This is a genomic window from Pseudomonas sp. SP16.1 (genome assembly GCF_052682975.1).
In genome coordinates, this window is record NZ_JBQYFZ010000001.1 from 4,561,971 (window position 1) to 4,577,865 (window position 15,895).

16 protein-coding genes and 2 pseudogenes are annotated in these 15,895 nt (G+C 68.3%); 10 read left to right on the forward strand and 8 right to left on the reverse strand.

The window, feature by feature from the left end; genetic code table 11:
* Positions 1-244 precede the first annotated feature (244 nt).
* From ACUTAF_RS21475 to folE2, 4 genes are read right to left on the reverse strand one after another with little or no spacing between them, the layout of a single operon-like run.
* A complete protein-coding gene (locus ACUTAF_RS21475) occupies positions 245-1,117 on the reverse strand; it encodes a metal ABC transporter substrate-binding protein (protein ID WP_445581866.1) in 873 nt (290 codons plus the stop codon).
* An 11-nt stretch (positions 1,118-1,128) separates the two neighbouring features.
* The gene (locus ACUTAF_RS21480) at positions 1,129-1,947 is read right to left on the reverse strand and encodes a metal ABC transporter permease (protein WP_445582486.1); all 819 of its coding nucleotides are present in this window, start codon (positions 1,945-1,947) and stop codon (positions 1,129-1,131) included.
* Positions 1,948-1,988: 41 nt separating this feature from the next.
* Positions 1,989-2,657 carry a metal ABC transporter ATP-binding protein gene (locus ACUTAF_RS21485; protein WP_445581867.1) on the reverse strand — a complete coding sequence of 223 codons (669 nt, stop codon included), beginning with the start codon at positions 2,655-2,657 and terminating at the stop codon, positions 1,989-1,991.
* Positions 2,654-3,550, reverse strand: coding sequence for a GTP cyclohydrolase FolE2 (gene folE2, locus ACUTAF_RS21490; protein WP_445581868.1), 897 nt, complete (start codon positions 3,548-3,550; stop codon positions 2,654-2,656). Before folE2 ends, ACUTAF_RS21485 begins: the two co-directional genes overlap by 4 nt.
* A 71-nt stretch (positions 3,551-3,621) precedes the next feature.
* On the opposite strand from folE2, the pseudogene ACUTAF_RS21495 reads away from it, so the two are divergent.
* From ACUTAF_RS21495 to ACUTAF_RS21510, 4 genes and pseudogenes are all read left to right on the forward strand, one after another.
* Positions 3,622-3,954: pseudogene (locus ACUTAF_RS21495) on the forward strand (TraR/DksA C4-type zinc finger protein); the annotation flags it as partial.
* A 235-nt stretch (positions 3,955-4,189) separates the two neighbouring features.
* Positions 4,190-4,303 (forward strand): annotated as a pseudogene (locus tag ACUTAF_RS21500) (TraR/DksA C4-type zinc finger protein); the annotation flags it as partial.
* Between the two features lie 15 nt (positions 4,304-4,318).
* Positions 4,319-5,524: a zinc metallochaperone GTPase ZigA gene (zigA, locus tag ACUTAF_RS21505; protein ID WP_445581869.1), complete on the forward strand. Its 1,206-nt coding sequence runs from the start codon at positions 4,319-4,321 to the stop codon at positions 5,522-5,524.
* Positions 5,524-6,168, forward strand: a complete 645-nt coding sequence (locus ACUTAF_RS21510; RefSeq protein WP_445581870.1) for a DUF1826 domain-containing protein — start codon at positions 5,524-5,526, stop codon at positions 6,166-6,168. The genes zigA and ACUTAF_RS21510 overlap by 1 nt, the downstream gene beginning before the upstream one ends.
* Before the next feature lie 295 nt (positions 6,169-6,463).
* On the opposite strand, the gene ACUTAF_RS21515 is transcribed toward ACUTAF_RS21510, so the two are convergent.
* The gene (locus ACUTAF_RS21515; protein ID WP_445581871.1) at positions 6,464-6,814 is read right to left on the reverse strand and encodes an NADH:ubiquinone oxidoreductase; all 351 of its coding nucleotides are present in this window, start codon (positions 6,812-6,814) and stop codon (positions 6,464-6,466) included.
* An 84-nt stretch (positions 6,815-6,898) separates the two neighbouring features.
* Here ACUTAF_RS21515 and ACUTAF_RS21520 point away from each other — a divergent pair, with 84 nt between their 5' ends.
* Entirely contained in the window at positions 6,899-7,879 is a 981-nt protein-coding gene (locus tag ACUTAF_RS21520; protein WP_445581872.1) for a CobW family GTP-binding protein, read from the forward strand.
* Between the two features lie 54 nt (positions 7,880-7,933).
* Here the strand turns inward: ACUTAF_RS21520 and ACUTAF_RS21525 are convergent, their stop codons facing one another.
* Positions 7,934-8,770: an extracellular medium-chain-length polyhydroxyalkanoate depolymerase gene (locus ACUTAF_RS21525; RefSeq protein WP_445581873.1), complete on the reverse strand. Its 837-nt coding sequence runs from the start codon at positions 8,768-8,770 to the stop codon at positions 7,934-7,936.
* A gap of 233 nt (positions 8,771-9,003) precedes the next feature.
* Between ACUTAF_RS21525 and ACUTAF_RS21530 the strand changes: the two genes are divergently transcribed.
* Together ACUTAF_RS21530 and ACUTAF_RS21535 are read left to right on the forward strand one after the other, a co-directional pair.
* On the forward strand, positions 9,004-10,752 hold the full coding sequence (locus ACUTAF_RS21530) for a DUF1302 domain-containing protein (RefSeq protein ID WP_445581874.1): 1,749 nt from the start codon (positions 9,004-9,006) through the stop codon (positions 10,750-10,752).
* 11 nt (positions 10,753-10,763) lie between these two features.
* Positions 10,764-12,116: a DUF1329 domain-containing protein gene (locus ACUTAF_RS21535; RefSeq protein ID WP_445581875.1), complete on the forward strand. Its 1,353-nt coding sequence runs from the start codon at positions 10,764-10,766 to the stop codon at positions 12,114-12,116.
* Here ACUTAF_RS21535 and ACUTAF_RS21540 read toward each other — a convergent pair.
* Positions 12,113-12,733: a TetR/AcrR family transcriptional regulator gene (locus tag ACUTAF_RS21540; protein ID WP_445581876.1), complete on the reverse strand. Its 621-nt coding sequence runs from the start codon at positions 12,731-12,733 to the stop codon at positions 12,113-12,115. The two genes, ACUTAF_RS21535 and ACUTAF_RS21540, sit on opposite strands and share 4 nt — an antisense overlap.
* Positions 12,734-12,905: 172 nt before the next feature.
* Between ACUTAF_RS21540 and ACUTAF_RS21545 the strand changes: the two genes are divergently transcribed.
* Positions 12,906-13,712 (forward strand): alpha/beta fold hydrolase, encoded by an 807-nt coding sequence (locus ACUTAF_RS21545; RefSeq protein WP_445581877.1) that lies wholly within the window; start codon positions 12,906-12,908, stop codon positions 13,710-13,712.
* A gap of 56 nt (positions 13,713-13,768) precedes the next feature.
* Positions 13,769-14,647, forward strand: coding sequence for an alpha/beta fold hydrolase (locus ACUTAF_RS21550; RefSeq protein WP_445581878.1), 879 nt, complete (start codon positions 13,769-13,771; stop codon positions 14,645-14,647).
* Positions 14,648-14,751: 104 nt separating this feature from the next.
* Here the strand turns inward: ACUTAF_RS21550 and ACUTAF_RS21555 are convergent, their stop codons facing one another.
* Positions 14,752-15,147, reverse strand: coding sequence for a DUF3301 domain-containing protein (locus tag ACUTAF_RS21555; RefSeq protein ID WP_445581879.1), 396 nt, complete (start codon positions 15,145-15,147; stop codon positions 14,752-14,754).
* Between the two features lie 121 nt (positions 15,148-15,268).
* On the opposite strand from ACUTAF_RS21555, the gene ACUTAF_RS21560 reads away from it, so the two are divergent.
* Positions 15,269-15,802 carry a TFIIB-type zinc ribbon-containing protein gene (locus ACUTAF_RS21560; protein WP_445581880.1) on the forward strand — a complete coding sequence of 178 codons (534 nt, stop codon included), beginning with the start codon at positions 15,269-15,271 and terminating at the stop codon, positions 15,800-15,802.
* Positions 15,803-15,895: the final 93 nt, after the last annotated feature.

Consider the following 15,895-nt stretch of genomic DNA (forward strand, 5'->3'; position numbering starts at 1 on the left):
GCGTTGTCGCAGGCCCGTCGTCCCCACGGCCGACAGGCCCTTGTCTCAGCGTAGGAGCCGCGCCCCGGGGCGAAGCTTGCGATTCTGCGCGGTCACCCCGAGCGCATCCGCCGTGGGGCGCGGCGCCTACAAGGAACCTGCTGATGTGGCGCGGCCCCGGTCTTGTTCGCGACCCGCCGGCGAAATCGCGAATGAAGCGGAGCGCCGCCCGTTCGTTCCTACAGCCTTCATGCCATGTCCTGTCTCAAGGCTCGAGCGCCGCGCGCAGGGTCTCGAGGTTGTGGCGGAACATGCCCAGGTAGGTGCTGGCCGGCCCTTCGCTGGCCAGGGCGTCGGAGTAAAGGGTGCCGCCGATGCGTGCGCCGCCTTCCGCGGCGATCTGCTGCAGCAGGCGCGGGTCGCGGATGTTTTCCACGAAGACGGCGCGGATGCCCTGCTCGCGGATCTGCCGGATCAGCGCGGCCACCTGCGCCGCCGAGGGCTCGTCCTCGGTGCTCGGGCCCTGGGGCGCGATGAACTTCAGCTCGTAGGCCTGGCCGAGGTAGGCGAAGGCGTCGTGGCTGGTGACGATATTGCGCCGCTGTGCCGGCAAGCGGCCCAGGCTCGCCTTGGCCTCGCCGAGCAACTGGCGGATCTGCTCCAGATAGGCGTCGCGCCCGGTGGCGTAGTGCGCGGCGTTGGCCGGGTCCGCCTGGCTCAGCGCCTGGGCGATGTTGCGCACGTAGATCTCGGCGTTGGCCAGGTTCTGCCAGGCATGCGGGTCGGCCACCTGCTGGCCGCCCTCGTCGAGCATCAGCGGCAACACCCCGGCGCTGGCCTCGAGGCGCCGGCCGCGCGCCTCGCTGCTGGCGATCAGCCGGCCCAGCCAGGGCTCGAAGCCCAGGCCGTTGGCGATGATCAGGTCGGCGTCCCGCACCGCGCGGGCATCGGCGGTGCTGGGGGTGTAGACGTGGGCGTCCTCGTCGGCGCCGACCAGGTTGACCAGGGCGATGCGCTCGCCGGCGATGGCGCGGGTCATGTCGGCCAGGATGCTGAAACTGGTGACGACCTGCAGGCGCTGCGCCGCGGGCGACGAGAGCGGCAGGAGCAGGATGCAGAGGGCGAGCAGCAAACGCATGGAGGTTTTCCTCAGAGGGCGGGTTGGCGATGACGCTGGCGCAGCAGCCCGTCGAGGGGGCCGAGCAGCAGCGAGAGCAGGTAGGCGAGGCCGGCCAGCAGCACGATGCACGGGCCGCTGGGCAGGTCGAGGTGGAACGACAGCAGCAGCCCGAGCCAGACGCAGCCGGCGCCGATCAGCGCGGCGAGCGTCAGCATGTGCGGCAGATGGCGGCTCCAGAAGCGCACGGCGGCGGCCGGCAGCATCATCAGGCCGACCACCATCAGCGCGCCGATGGCCTGGAAGCCGATCACCAGGTTGAGCACCACCAGGCTCAGGAACAGGCCGTAGGCCAGCGGCCCGAAGCGGCTGACGCTGCGCAGGAACAGCGGGTCGAGGCTGTCCAGCACCAGCCAGCGGTAGATCAGCGCGAGGCCCAGCAGGCTGGCGAGCGACACCAGCAGCATGCCTTCGAGGGTGGCCTGGTCCACCGCCAGCACCGAGCCGAACAGCAGGTGCAGCAGGTCCAGGCGCTTGCCGGCCAGGCCCAACAGCAATACGCCGCTGGCCAGGGAGATGGGGTAGATGGCGGCCAGGCTGGCGTCCTCGCCCAGGCCGGTATGGCGGGTGACCCAGGCGGCGAGACCGGCCATGCCCAGGCCGGCGACCAGCCCGCCGAGGGTCAGCGCCGGCAGGCTCAGGCCGAACAGCCAGAAGCCCAGCGCCGCGCCGGGCAGGATGCCGTGGGCGATGGCGTCGCCGATCAGGCTCAGGCGGCGCAGGATCAGGAACACCCCCAGCGGGGCGGCGCTGGCGGCCAGCGCCAGGCCGCCGAACAGCGCGCGGCGCATGAAGGCGAACTCGACGAAGGGTGCCCACAGCAGTTCCACGATCAGGCTACCCGCTCCAGCGTGCGCCGTTCCAGCAATGGGCCGAGGGGCACGAAGCGGCAGCCGTCGGCGGCGATCAGCAGCGCCTGGTCCAGTTGCCGGCGCAGCGCGTCGAGGTCGTGGCTGACCAGCAGCAGGGTGCGCCCCTGCCGCTGCCAGCGGCGGATATGCCGCCAGAGCAGCGCCTGGCCCTGCGCGTCGAGGGCGGTTTCCGGTTCATCGAGCAGCAGCAGGCGGGCCTCGGTCAGGCTCAGCCGGGCGAGCAGGGCGCGCTGCAGCTCGCCGCCCGACAGCGCCTGCAGGCAGTGCTGGCGCAGCTCCAGCAGGCCCCAGTCCGCCAGTGCCTGCTGCAGGCTGGCCTGGCGCTGGCGGCGGCTCAGGCGGCTGCGCCACAGGCCGGCGCCGACCAGATCCTCCAGCTGGATCGGGAACTGTCGGTCCAGCCGCTGCTGCTGCACCAGATAGGCCACGCCGCCGCGGCTCGGCACGGCCAGCTCGACCCGACCGGCGAGCGGCGCGCGCAGGCCGGCGATGACCTCGAGCAGGCTGCTCTTGCCGCAGCCGTTGCCGCCGATGATCGCGCTCAGGCTGCCGCCGGCCAGCTGCAGGTTCAGCGGTGGGGTCAGCGGCCGGCCGCCGTGGCCCCATTGCAGGTCATGGCAGCGGATCATGCCTCGCTCCAGTTCCAGCGGCTCTCGGCCACCGCGTCGTGGGCGTGCAGGCTTTCGGCGTGCACCACGCGCAGGCGGAAGGCGCCGACCTGCGGCAGCTGGCGCAGGGCCTGGTGCAGGCGACGGGCGGCATCCTCGCAGAACATCAGGTTCTGCCCGTTGGCCAGGGCGAAGGCCTGCTCGTCGGCGCGCTTGACCGCGGTCTGCACCGGCGTGCCGAGGGCGCGTTCGGCGGCATCGAGGAGTTGCAGCAGCGGCAGTTCCTGGCAGTCGGCGGCCAGGCGCAGCTGCAGCACGGCGCTGCTGCGCTGGCTATGCGGGGTGGCGAGAATGCCGCGGGTGCTGCCAATCCAATCGACGATCTCGGCATGATCGAGGCTTTTGTCCGCGAAATCTTCGCTGAATTTCTGCTGGATCAACTGCCGCGCCAACGCCGCCGAGCACGGGCAGGTGGAGGAGTAGGCCAGCTCCAGCTGCAGCTCGACCTGGAACCTGCGGCCGTCCTGGCGCGCACGGATCTCGAAGGGGTAGGCCTTCCAGCCGGCCAGCGGGCTGACCAGCGCCGGGCGCTGCAGCAGCACCGCTCCGTGCAGGCGCAGCGAGGCGTTGTCCGACAGCTCGCGGTGGCTGTCCAGGCAGACGTCCAGCAGCCGCTGCAGCGCCGGCACGTCCGGCTCCTGGTCTTGCAGCGCCTGCAGCGCCAGGTACAGGCGCGACATATGGATGCCGCGCGCGCCGGGCTCGATCAGATTGACGCCGATATCGGCCTGGGCCGCCAGGCTCTGCCCGGCCAGGCGGATCGGCACGGCGATGCCGGCCATGCCGACCCAGTCCAGCGGCGTCTCGTGGTGGGTGGCTTGGGCGGCTATGTCCGGCAGGGTGAGGGCGTTCATCGCAAATCCATGGGTTGCTGGTTCGATTGAATGTTATGTTATAACAATCAAAACAAGCTAGCCGATCCGCCATGAACCTGACCAGCGAAACCGAACTGCTCGCCCAACCGGCCGACGCCTATATGAACGAGACCCAGCAGCGCTTCTTCCGCGAGCTGCTGCTGGCCCAGCGCGCCGAGCTGCAGGCACGCATCGACGACGAGTTCGCCCAGCTGCGCGAGCCACAAACCAGCAGCGACCCGGCCGATATCGGCAGCGCCGAGGAGCAGCGCCAGTGGCAGCTGCGCCTGCTGGAGCGGGAGAAGAAGCTGCTGGACAAGATCGACCAGGCGCTCGAACGCCTGGCGCGCGGCGAATACGGCTGGTGCCCAGGGTCTGCCCCCCGTTTCGGCGCGAGCCGCGTTGCTGCGTCAAATGGCGCCAGGCAAGGCGCGGGACGCAGGGAATGGTGGTCCCTTGCCAAGTCCCGCAACGCCGCATGGCGCCATTTGCCGCGCAACCCGAAGGGCCGGGCCGGTTTTTGCGCGGTGCGTTGTTGCTCGACGGCTCATTTGGAGCACCAAACTTCGCGTCTCGCGCCTAGCCCCGCGCAAAAACTGGCGCCGGCGCGGCCACGCCGAAACGAGGGGCAGACCCTCAACCGGCGAGCCCATCGGCCTCAAGCGCCTGTTGCTGCGCCCCACGGCGACCCTGTGCATTGAAGCCAAGGAGCGCCAGGAGCAGCGCGAAAAACATCAGCGTGACCGTGACTGAACGAGGAACACTCCCATGAATCAGCGTCTACTCGTTACCGTGCTGTCCGGCTTTCTCGGCGCCGGCAAGAGCACCCTGCTCAACCATGTGCTGAAGAACCGCGAAGGCCGCAAGGTCGCGGTGATCGTCAACGACATGAGCGAGATCAATATCGACGGCGCCACCGTCCAGCAGGACGTCAGCCTCAACCGCGCCGAAGAGAAGTTGGTGGAAATGAGCAACGGCTGCATCTGCTGCACCCTGCGCGAGGACCTGCTCGACGAGGTCAGCCGCCTGGCCAGCGAAGGCCGCTTCGACTACCTGCTGATCGAATCCACCGGCATCAGCGAGCCGCTGCCGGTGGCCGAGACCTTCACCTTCCGCGACGAGCAGGGCCGCAGCCTGTCCGACCTGGCGCGGCTCGACACCATGGTCACGGTGGTCGACGGGGTGAACTTCCTGCGCGACTTCCACGAGGCCGACAGCCTGGCCAGCCGCGGCGAGACCCTGGGCGAGGAGGACGAACGCTCGATCACCGACCTGCTGATCGAGCAGGTGGAGTTCGCCGACGTCATCCTGATCAGCAAGATCGACCTGATCAGCCAGGCCGAGCGCGAGGAGCTGATGGCCATCCTCCGTGGCCTCAACACCCACGCCGAGATCCAGGCCATGTGCATGGGCCAGATTGCCCTGGACAAGATCCTCGACACTGGCCGCTTCGACTTCGACCGCGCCGCGCAGGCGCCGGGCTGGCTCAAGGAGCTGCGCGGCGAGCACGTGCCGGAGACCGAGGAATACGGCATCGCCTCCAGCGCCTACCGCGCGCGCCGGCCGTTCCATCCTCAGCGCTTCTTCGACTTCATCGCCCGCGAATGGACCAATGGGCGTCTTCTGCGCTCCAAGGGCTTCTTCTGGCTGGCCAGCAAGTACCAGGAGGCCGGCAGCTGGTCGCAGGCCGGCGGCCTGATGCGCCACGGCCTGGCCGGGCGCTGGTGGCGCTTCGTGGCCAAGCAGCACTGGCCGCAGGACGAGGAGGGGCTGCAGGCGATCATGCAGCACTGGAGCGCCGAGGTCGGCGACTGCCGCCAGGAGCTGGTGTTTATCGGCCAGAACGTTGACTTCGCCCGGCTGACCGCCGAGCTGGACGCCTGCCTGCTCACCGACGAGGAAATGGCCGGCGGGCCGGAGGCCTGGCGTCTGCTGCCCGATCCCTTCGGCGCCTGGCAGCAGGAGGCGGCCTGATGTTCGCCCTGCAGTTGCCGAAAGTGTCCCGGCAGGCGCGGGGCGAGGATATCCAGGTGCTCACCGAGGTGCTGCGCGACGAGGTCAACCTGGCCGTCTGGCAGCGCCGCCTGCCGGCGCAGATCGAGGACTTCGCCGCGGCGCTGCTGGCCCAGGGCGAATCCCTGGCGCAGTCCATGACCCTGGAGCTGGCGACGCCCGACAGCGCGCCGAATCTCGACGGCCTGGTGGCACAGTACGCCGATCTGCCGGGCCAGGCCGCCTTTCTCGCCGACGTGGCCTGGCTGGTGCGCGCCTACGCCTGCCTGCTCGACGCCCAGCGCATCGGCCTGCGCCTGCGCGCGCTGGACAAGGCCATGTGCCCGCGTTTTCACGTCGATCACGTGCCGCTGCGGCTGATCAGCAGCTATGCCGGGGTCGGCAGCGAGTGGCTGGAGGAGGGCGCCATGCCGCGCGCGCGCCTGGGCGATGGGTCGGCCGAGCCGCAGGACGCGGCAGCGATCCGTCAGCTGCAGGCCGGCCAGGTGGCGCTGGCCAAGGGCGAGAAGTGGCAGGGCAACGAGGGCCGCGGGCTGATCCATCGTTCGCCGCAGCCGCCTGCCGGGCAGCGCCGCTTGCTGCTGACCCTGGATTGGCTGGCCTGAGCCGAGCTTTCGTAGGAGCCGGCTTGCCGGCGATCCGTTGCCAGGCGTAGCTCAGGCACCCCGCCTTGGGGCGAAGCGGTCGTGGTCGTTCAGGAAAATTTGCGATATGACCACTATTCGCCGCGGGGCGCGGCTCCCACGAGAAGCTATCCCCTGCAAGGAGACATAAGCAAAAAAAGGCCGGAGCGACTGCCCCGGCCTTAAGCACCAAGAGATCATGTCGACGCGTGACTCGACATGAGGGTTACGTGAGGTACCCGCAGTCATTAGGCGCTGCTTTGGTGACGCTTTGATGTCAGGGCTCGATCCAGGTGCCCTGATACTGGCTGGTGCACGCCGGCTGCAGATACAGCGCATCGCTGGCCACGCCGTAGTAGTGGATATCCTGCTGGTACAGGCCGCTGCCGGCGCGGGCGCCCTGGCAGATGCCGTAGGCGCCCTCGGGGCACTGTTCGACGAACTCGACGTCCACCGTCTGGCCCTGCAGCTGCGGCTGGCAGAAGCCCTCGCGGAACAGCTGGCTCGGGATATTGCGGTTCTCCTGGCACAGCTGCACGTCCAGGCGCTCGGCCTGGCTGTGCACCACGCAAGCCTCGCCCAGGGCCAGGCCGGGCAACAGGGAGAACGGCAGCAACCACGCACGCATCGTATCGACTCCAGAGCAAATTGCCGGCGAATCTAGCACGCCGCCCCGTTGCAGTCTGTGCCACGAACCACCGACCATAGGCCCATGCTCAGTCAGATCCCCACCCACCTGATCGCCGGCCCCCTCGGTGCCGGCAAGACCAGCCTGATCCGCCAGCTGCTGGCGCAGAAGCCGGCGGCCGAGCGCTGGGCGGTGCTGGTCAACGAATTCGGCCAGATCGGCCTGGACGCCGCGCTGCTGGAACGCGGCGAGGACGGCGTTGCCCTGGCCGAGGTGGCCGGCGGCTGCCTGTGCTGTGTCAGTGGCGCGCCCTTTCAGGTCGGCCTCGGCCGCCTGCTGCGCCGGGCACGGCCGGATCGGCTGCTGATCGAACCGTCCGGTCTCGGTCATCCGCTGCAACTGCTGGAGCAGCTGCGCCAGCCGCCCTGGCGCGGCGTGCTGGCCGTGCAGCCGATGCTGCTGGTGCTGGACGCCGCCGCCCTGGCCCGCGGCGAGGCGCTGCCCGACAGCCAGCGCCTGGCGCTGGACGGCGCCGGCCTGCTGCTGCTGAACAAGAGCGAGTGCCTGAGCGCCGAGGACCGCGCGCGTATCGCCGCCGCATTGCCGCCGCTGCCACTCTTCTGGACCACCCAGGGCCGCCTCGAACTGGCGCTGCTGCCGGGCCGCTCCGCGCAGGCCGGCAACCCGGGCGCCGCCGCACTGCCCAGCGCCGCAGCGCCCCTGCCGCAGCTGTGGCGCACGCCGGACGAACCCATCTGCCTGATCCAGGATCAGGCCGAAGGCTGGAGCATCGGCTGGCGCTGGCACCCGAGCCAGCGCTTCGACCTGCTCCAGGTGCAGCGCTGGCTGGACGGCCTGGACTGGCGCCGGGCCAAGGCGGTGCTGCACGGCGAAGACGGCTGGCGCTCGCTCAATGCCCTGCACGGCCAGGCCGGCGAGGGCTGGCGCGCCAGCGAATGGCGCAAGGACTCGCGCCTGGAGTTGATCTTCAGCAAGGCGCAGAACGCCGAGGCCTTGCGCACCGGCCTGGCGGCCTGCCGGAGCACGGGTGGCGGCGCTCCCTAGGGTGTCGCCTGGCCGCCCAGGCGGTGCGCACCGGCTCTGAGAACCGCTCTCTGTTCAGGGATAACCCTGGAACCAGGCGAGGATCTTGCCCGGCGAGCTGGCGAACCACTCGTGCCCGCCCAGCGCCTCGGTATGCCGCGCGGTCGGTATGCCCTGGTGGAGCAGGCGGTCGTAGTACAGCTCCATGCTCCACCAGGGCACGGTGAGGTCGACGAAGCCGTGCACGAACAGGGTCGGCGGATGGTCGGCCGGCAGCGTCGGCACGCTGCACAGCGGCCCGGAGCAGCTGGCGTAGGAGCCGGACTGGATCGCCAGTGCCTTGAACCGGCCGGGGAAGGACACCGCCATGCGGCTGCTGTTGTAGCCGCCGCTGGAGATGCCGGTGGCGTACTGGCGGCCGGCGTCGAGCGGGCCGAAGTGGCCGGCGGCGATGGCGTCCAGCACGTTGCCGAGGAAGTCGTAATCGGTGCTCAGCTCGTAGTTCTGCGCCAGGCCGGGGATATTGGTCTGCCAGAACAGATCGGCCGGCGCGCTCGGCGCGACCACCGCGAAGCCATTGTCGAGCAGGCGCTGGATCAGCTTGCCCTCGTAGAAGCCGCCGAACGGCATGTTGTCGTAGTAGGTGAAGTCGTCGAGCGGGAAGAACGAACCCTGGTAGATCAGCACCACCGGCCAGCCGGCGGCCGGCGGCGTGCCCAGCGGAGTCTGGTAGATCACCTGGCGCTGGCCGACCAGGCCCGAATCGATCCAGGTCGTCTGGTGGCTGCAACTGACCTTGGCCGGCAGCAGCAGGCTTCTGGCGCGCTCGCTGCAGCGCGAGGCGGCTTGGGCCTGGAGAGTGACGAGCGACAGCAACAGCAGGCAGAGACAGGCGGTGCGAAAGCGGGACATGGCGGAGCTCTCCGTTGTTGTTATGGGGTACCGCGCAGCAAATTGAAACAGGAATTCCGATTCCGTCAAGTGGCGCAAGCCGCGCCGGCTATGGCCTGCAGCCGAGCGAATCGAGCACACGGAAGGCGATGCGGGAAAAATCGAACCGCGGGACTTGCCAGAACGGGACACCGGCACTAGCTTATTCGGAACCGATGTTCCGATTCCGATAAAAACAACAGCTGGAGGTCATCGTGGCACATCAAGGAAGGGGCCTGGCGGCAGCCGGCCTGGTATTGCTCGGGGCGCTGCCTTTCGGCGTGGCGCAGGGGTTTCAGACCCGTCATGGCGACTGGGGCGTGTCGCTGGACACCACGTTGTCCTACGGCGTCAGCTACCGCATGGAGGGGCAGGACAGCAAGCTGATCGCCCGCGCCAACGACGGCAAGGGCGACAACACGGCGCTGATCAACTCCGACGACGGCAACCTCAACTTCAAGAAGGGCGAGCTGTTCTCCGAGGTCGCCAAGGCCGTCTCCGAGCTGGACCTGCGCTACCAGGAGCAATACGGCCTGTTCGTTCGCGGCCGCGCCTTTTACGACTTCGAGCTCGAAGACGACGAGCGTCGCCATCGCCCGATCAGCGACGCCGGCCTCGACGAAGCCGGCTCCAGCGCCGACCTGCTCGACGCCTTCGTCTATGGCAGCTGGACGCTGGGCGAGCGCGCGCTGAACGCCCGTCTCGGCCGCCAGGTGATCAACTGGGGCGAGTCGCTGTTCTACCAGAACGGCATCGGCGCCACCAACCCGGTGGACATCAACGCGCTGCGCGCCCCGGGTTCGGAGATCAAGGAGGCCTATATGCCGACCGCCATGGTCTACGCCTCCTTCGAGCTGCGCGACAACCTCAGCATCGAGGGCTACTGGCAGCCGGGCAAGGCCTGGGAGGCGTCGAAGATCGATCCCTGCGGCACCTATTACTCGACCCTCGACGTGCTCGGCGAGGGCTGCAACTACCTGTCGGTGGCGCCGCTGCAGGAGGCCCTGCTCGGCACCGCCTTCGACAGCCCGGCGGCGGCCGCGGCCTTCGGCGAAGCGCTCGGCCCCGGCTTCGTCAACGACCTGATTCGCGGCTACCTGCCGCGCACCTTCATGCCGCGGGCGCAGGACATCGACGGCGACGACTCGCCGCAGTACGGCGTGGCCCTGCGCTGGTTCGTGCCGCAGCTGAACGACACCGAGCTGGGCTTCTACTACCTGCGCTACAACATGCAGGTGCCGATGATCGGCCTCACCGTCGGTCAGCCGGTATTGCTGCCGGTGGTCGGCCCGCTGCCGGACGCCAGCAGTTCGCGCTACTACGCCGAGTACCTGGAGAAGCGCGACCTGTTCGGCGTCAGCTTCAATACCTCGATCGGCGGCGACAGCATCTTCAACGGCCTGTCGCTGGCCGGCGAGCTGAGCTACCGGCCGAACACGCCGATCGCCCTGGGCCTGGGCGAATACCTGCCGGACGCGCTGCTCGGCAATCTCGCCGGTCTGCCGGTGGGCACGCGCCTGGACGGCTACCGCGAGAAGGACATGCTGCAGGCCTCGCTGTCGGCCATATACAACTTCAACGGCCTGCTCGGGTCGGATTCGGCGACCCTGTTCTCCGAGCTGGTGGCCAGCCGCGTGCAAGGCCTGGAGTCGGACGTCGACTACTACGAGGCCACCAGCAGCGCCTACGGCGCCCAGGCCAGCCTGCAGCTGACCTACAGCAACGTGTTCAACCTGATCACCCTGGCGCCGAGTGTCAGCTACCAGTACAGCATCAACGGCGTCGCCCCCCAGCTCACCAACGGCCTCGACGAGGAGGCGCAGAGCTGGTCGCTGGGCCTCGACGCCATCTATCAGGAGGCTTTCACGGTCGGCGCCCGCTACGTCGGCTACAGCGGCGGCGGCTTGTCGAACAAGCGCACCGACCGCGACTACCTGAGCCTCAACGTCAAATACAGCTTCTGAGAGGGAACGCCATGCATCGTCTGAATATCACCCTGCTGGCCTTCGCCCTGTTGGCGGCCGCGCCGGCCATGGCCCAGGTCGACGCCGCGCAGGCCGCGCGGCTCGGCCAGGATCTCACTCCCATGGGGGCCGAGCGCGCCGGCAATGCCGCCGGCAGCATTCCCGCCTGGGACGGCGGCCTGGCCAAGGACAGCGGCGCCTTCGACGCCAAGCTCGGCTACAAGGACCCCTTCGCCGCCGACCAGCCGCTGTTCACCGTGACCCAGGCCAATGCCCAGCAGTACCGCGAGCAGCTCAGCCCCGGTCAGCTGGCCATGCTGCAGCGCTATCACGACAGCTGGAAGCTCAAGGTCTACCCGACCCGGCGCTCGGCGTCCTACCCGGACAAGGTCTACGCCGCGGTCAAGGCCAACGCCGGCTCGGCCCGCCTGATCGAGAACGGCAACGGCATCGCCGATTTCCAGCTGGCCACGCCCTTTCCCATTCCCCAGTCGGGCCTGGAGGTGCTGTGGAACCACCTGGTGCGCTACCGCGGCGACAGCGTCAAGCGCTACTACGCCCAGGCCGTGCCGCATGCCAGCGGCGACTACTTCATGACCCGCATCGAGGACCTGTTCCTGTTCAATCAGGACGCCGGCAATCACAGCAAGGACAACGGCAACGTGCTGTTCTACTTCCGCCAGTCGGTGCGGGCGCCGGCGCGCCTGGCCGGCACCGAACTGCTGGTCCACGAGACCGTCAACCAGGTCAAGGAGCCGCGCCTGGCCTGGCTCTACGCCGCCGGCCAGCGCCGTGTGCGGCGCACGCCGAACGTGGCCTACGACTCGCCTGGCACCGCCTCGGAAGGCATGCGCACCACCGACAACTTCGACATGTTCTCCGGCGCGCCGGACAAGTACGACTGGCAACTGCTGGGCAAGCGGGAAATGCTGGTGCCCTACAACAGCTACCGCTTCGCCGCCAAGAGCAACAAATACAGCGATATCGTCCAGCGCGGCCACGTCAATCCCGAGCTGCTGCGCTACGAGCTGCACCGCGTCTGGCACGTACGCGCCACGCTGAAGGCCGGCCAGCGCCACCAGTACAAGCGGCGCGACTTCTATTTCGACGAGGACAGCTACCAGATCCTGCTGGTCGACCACTACGACAACCGCGACAACCTCTGGCGCCTCGGCGAGTCCTACACCATCAACTATTACGATCAGCCGCTGGTATGGACCAAGGGCGACGCGATATACGACCTGATCGGCGGCCGTTATGTCATCGGTATTCTGTCCAACGAAGAGCCGGCGGATCAGTTCGATATTGCCCTGAAACCCACCGACTTCACTCCGGCGCAACTTAGAAGGGACAGCGTACGTTAATTTTCGGCAACTTTCAGGTAATTGCAGATAAGCCGGGAAAGTTCATCTGGCACAACTTCCCTAGGGGTCGTGCCGAGGCTGCCGACCATGGTGAAGTAGTTCATCCCGGCCAGCAGCAGATGGGCGCACAGATCGGCCGCCTGGGCGGGGTTGGGGTGGCCCAGTTCGGCCGGGTTGGCCAGGGCGATACGGCAGAAGGTCTGACCGATATGGGCATTGAGTTGATGGAAGCGCTGGCGGAAGTGCAGGTCCGCCGAGCTGCGCCGGATCAGCGCGCGGAGCAGGCCCTCGCTGCCTTCGAACTGACGTAGCAGGCCCTGGATAAAAGCCGCGACGCGCGTCTGCAAAGGCGTTTCGGCATGTGCCAGCTGCTCGGCGAGGGCGTCGATGGCGCTGCCGCTCTGCTCGATGAAGCGCTCGTGGACGGCGTACAGCAGCACATCCTTGTCGCCGAGCAGGCGATAGAAGGTGCCCACCGAGGATTCGGCCAGCTGGGCGATCTGGGAAATGCCGGTGTCTTCGAAGCTGTCGTTGGCGAGCAGCTCGGCGGCGACGTTGAGGAAGCGTTCCAGAGCCTTCCTGCTGCGTGCCTGGGTAGGGCTGGCGATGCTGTACATGATCAATTCTCGAACCGGCACGGGCCGATTCTAGGGGGTTTGGCAAGTCAAGGCAAATAACCGAATAACAAGTAGAAAGTTGTCTGGAAAGTTAACGGATTAACGGCCCGCGCATGATTCCTTAATTGCGAATCAAGGGCACTTTATTGTTCGTCGTTAATTAAGGAGTCGCATGAATATGGAGTATCTGCACTTACCCAGCGGACGTCTCGCCTATCTCTGTCGCGGCCAGGGGCCGGCGGTGCTGCTGCTGCATGGCCTGGGCTCCTCGTCGCTCGATTGGCAGCCGCAGATCGAGCACCTGGCCCGGCACTTTCGGGTCTACGCCCTGGATCTGCGCGGCCATGGCCAGAGCGCGCCGCTGCGTGCGCCGGTGAGCATGGCCGAGCTGGCGGCGGACGTCGCCGACTTCATCCGCGTCCTGGATATCGAGCCGTGCATCCTGGTCGGCATCTCCATGGGCGGCATGCTCACCTTCCAGCTGCTGGCCGATCACCCCGAGCTGCTGCGCGCGGCGGCGGTGGTCAACAGCGCGCCGAGCTTTCCGCTGGACAGCTGGAAGATTCGCGCCCAGGTCTGGCTGCGCCTGGCGCTGGTGCGCGTGCTCGGCCTGCCGGTGCTGGCGCGGCTGCTGGCTGGCAAGCTGTTTCCCAAGGCCGAGCAGCAGGCGCTGCGCGAGCAACTGATCGCGCGCATCGCCGGCAACGACCGCACCTCCTACCTGCACGCCATGCGCGCCATTCCCGGCTGGAGCGCCTTGCCGCGGGCGGCGCAGGCGAACACCCCGTTGCTGGTGGTGAGTGGTGACCGCGACTACACGCCGCTGGCCTACAAGCGCGCCTATGTCAGCCAGTTGCGCAACGCCCGCCTGGCGGTGATCGAGGATTCCGGCCACGCCACGCCGCTGGACCAGCCGCAGCGTCTCAACCAGCTGCTGCAGGCGTTTATCGCCGAGCATTCGTCACCTGCGCCGGCCTGACGCGCCAGCGGCGTGCCGTTACACTGGCCGCCGTCATTGACTGCGGCTGGTTCTTCATGCAACTGCTTCCCTGGTCCCATTCCTGCTCCGCCGGCTTCACCCTGCGCGGCTGGCACAGCCCGCCCTCGGGCAAGCCGCTGCTGCATTTCCTGCACGGCAACGGCTATTGCGGGCGCGTCTACGCGCCGATGCTGGCGCTGCTGGCCGAGGACTTCGATCTGTGGCTGTGCGACGTGCAGGGCCATGGCGACAGCGATCACGGTGGCCGTTTCCACGGCTGGAACCGCAGCGCCGAGCTGGCGGTGGAGGCCTTCGAGGCGCTGCGTGCGCCGTTCGGCGAGGTGCCGCGTTTCGCCCTCGGCCACAGCTTCGGCGGCGTACTGACCAGCCTGATCCTGGCGCGCCACCCCGAGCTGTTCCGGCGCGCCGTGCTGCTCGATCCGGTGCTGTTCAGCCCGGCGATGATCGGCGTGATGGCGCTGTCCGACGTGGTCGGCCTGGCCCAGCACAGCGGCATGGCGAGCAAGGCGCGCAAGCGCCGCCGGCAATGGCCGGATCGCGCCGCCGCGCATGCCGCGCTGCACGGCCGCGGCATGTTCCGCGGCTGGGACGAGGCGGCTTTTTCCGCCTATATCGAGCATGCGCTGAAGGAGGTGGCGGACGGCGTCGAGCTCAAGTGCCGGCCGAGCCGCGAGGCCGAGATCTTCGGTTCCTATCCGCGCCGCCTGTGGCCGTCGCTGGCCAAGGTGAGCACCCCGACCGAGGTGATCCACGGCGCGCGCAGCTATCCCTTCGTCGCCAAGTCGGTGGCGCGCTGGTGTGCGGGGAATCCCCATGTGCGCGGCCAGGTGATCCCCGGCGGGCACTGTTTCATGCAGGAACGGCCAAGTGAGAGCGCCACGCGGGTGGCGGATTTTCTCTTGCAGCGCGGTTGAGGGTACGGCTGTAGGAGCCCCGCCCCGGGGCGAATGCCCGGGATACCCGCGTCGTTGCCGCCATTCGCCGCGGGGCGCGGCTCCTACGGGGGGAATGGCACTGCCTATTCGGCCTTGCGCCGCCAATCTTCCAGGCGAATCACCTTGTCGCGGTCCTGAGTCGCCACCGGCTCGGGCTGCCGATCGAACACCGGATGCGACTGCAGCTCGATACGCCCCAGGCGCTGGCCGAACATGCTGATCTGCCCGCGCAGGCGCTGCTCGCCGGTGACGGTGAACTCGAAGTCGTAGAGCCGCGCCAGGCGCCGGTGGCCGCCGGCGTCGCGCAGGATGGCCAGACGGCGCAGGGCCACCGCGCCGTCGAGCAGCTCAACGTCGAGTTTGGCGCAGTGCTGCTTGGCCAGCGTCAGCGCGCGCTCGCGAATGCCATGGCCGCGCCACATCCAGGCGCAGAAGGTGGCGAAGAGGATCAATAGAAGGACATCGAACAGATCAATCATGGTGACTCCGACGGCGGGAGAGAGAGCTTAGCCCATCTGCCGCCTGGTTCTCAGCAGCGGGCTTGCGCTGCGGCATGCGCTGCACTAGCGTGCGCCAACTTCACCGGAAAAGGACCTCGCCATGCATTGCCCCGCCTGCCGCAGCACCCGCCTGCAACCCGCCAAACTCGAAGATGGTCTGCTCGGCCACGGTTGCCCGCAGTGCGCCGGCACCCTGGTCAGCCTGCTGCACTACCGCGACTGGGTCGAGCGTCAGCCGCAGGACGAGGCGCCCGCGCTGCAGGCGAGCGCGGAGGAAGCCGGCGAGACCCAGCATGCGCTGAGCTGCCCCAAGTGCGCCAAGCTGATGAGCAAGTTCCAGATCAGCGGCACCCGCGCCAATCGCCTCGACCTCTGCGGCAGCTGTGACGAGGCCTGGCTGGACAACGGTGAATGGCAACTGCTCAAGGCCCTGGAACTGAGCCAGCGGATGCCGGCGATCTTCACCGACGCCTGGCAGCGCCAGGTTCGTCAGCAGGCCAGCGAAGCGGCGCGCCGTGAGCGCTTCGGCCGCATCGCCGGCGAGGAGGCCATCGCCCGCGCCGACGAGATCCGCGCCTGGCTCAAGGACCACCCGCAGCGCCGCGAGCTGCTGTTCTATATCGGCCACGAGTGAGCAGGCGATGACGGGGCGAATGTTATGCACATAACGCTGCGCACATTTTTTCCCCCTCACCCTCTCCCCAGCGGGGCGAGGGGACCGATCGCA

What these genes read in the sequence shown, in the direction of transcription:
- ACUTAF_RS21475 (WP_445581866.1), bottom strand. Translation starts at nt 1,117, where the DNA reads ATGCGTTTGCTGCTCGCCCTCTGCATCCTGCTCCTGCCGCTCTCGTCG.
- ACUTAF_RS21480 (WP_445582486.1), bottom strand. Translation starts at nt 1,947, where the DNA reads ATGCGCCGCGCGCTGTTCGGCGGCCTGGCGCTGGCCGCCAGCGCCGCC.
- ACUTAF_RS21485 (WP_445581867.1), bottom strand. Translation starts at nt 2,657, where the DNA reads ATGATCCGCTGCCATGACCTGCAATGGGGCCACGGCGGCCGGCCGCTG.
- folE2 (WP_445581868.1), bottom strand. Translation starts at nt 3,550, where the DNA reads ATGAACGCCCTCACCCTGCCGGACATAGCCGCCCAAGCCACCCACCAC.
- zigA (WP_445581869.1), top strand. Translation starts at nt 4,319, where the DNA reads ATGAATCAGCGTCTACTCGTTACCGTGCTGTCCGGCTTTCTCGGCGCC.
- ACUTAF_RS21510 (WP_445581870.1), top strand. Translation starts at nt 5,524, where the DNA reads ATGTTCGCCCTGCAGTTGCCGAAAGTGTCCCGGCAGGCGCGGGGCGAG.
- ACUTAF_RS21515 (WP_445581871.1), bottom strand. Translation starts at nt 6,814, where the DNA reads ATGCGTGCGTGGTTGCTGCCGTTCTCCCTGTTGCCCGGCCTGGCCCTG.
- ACUTAF_RS21520 (WP_445581872.1), top strand. Translation starts at nt 6,899, where the DNA reads ATGCTCAGTCAGATCCCCACCCACCTGATCGCCGGCCCCCTCGGTGCC.
- ACUTAF_RS21525 (WP_445581873.1), bottom strand. Translation starts at nt 8,770, where the DNA reads ATGTCCCGCTTTCGCACCGCCTGTCTCTGCCTGCTGTTGCTGTCGCTC.
- ACUTAF_RS21535 (WP_445581875.1), top strand. Translation starts at nt 10,764, where the DNA reads ATGCATCGTCTGAATATCACCCTGCTGGCCTTCGCCCTGTTGGCGGCC.
- ACUTAF_RS21540 (WP_445581876.1), bottom strand. Translation starts at nt 12,733, where the DNA reads ATGTACAGCATCGCCAGCCCTACCCAGGCACGCAGCAGGAAGGCTCTG.
- ACUTAF_RS21545 (WP_445581877.1), top strand. Translation starts at nt 12,906, where the DNA reads ATGAATATGGAGTATCTGCACTTACCCAGCGGACGTCTCGCCTATCTC.
- ACUTAF_RS21550 (WP_445581878.1), top strand. Translation starts at nt 13,769, where the DNA reads ATGCAACTGCTTCCCTGGTCCCATTCCTGCTCCGCCGGCTTCACCCTG.
- ACUTAF_RS21555 (WP_445581879.1), bottom strand. Translation starts at nt 15,147, where the DNA reads ATGATTGATCTGTTCGATGTCCTTCTATTGATCCTCTTCGCCACCTTC.
- ACUTAF_RS21560 (WP_445581880.1), top strand. Translation starts at nt 15,269, where the DNA reads ATGCATTGCCCCGCCTGCCGCAGCACCCGCCTGCAACCCGCCAAACTC.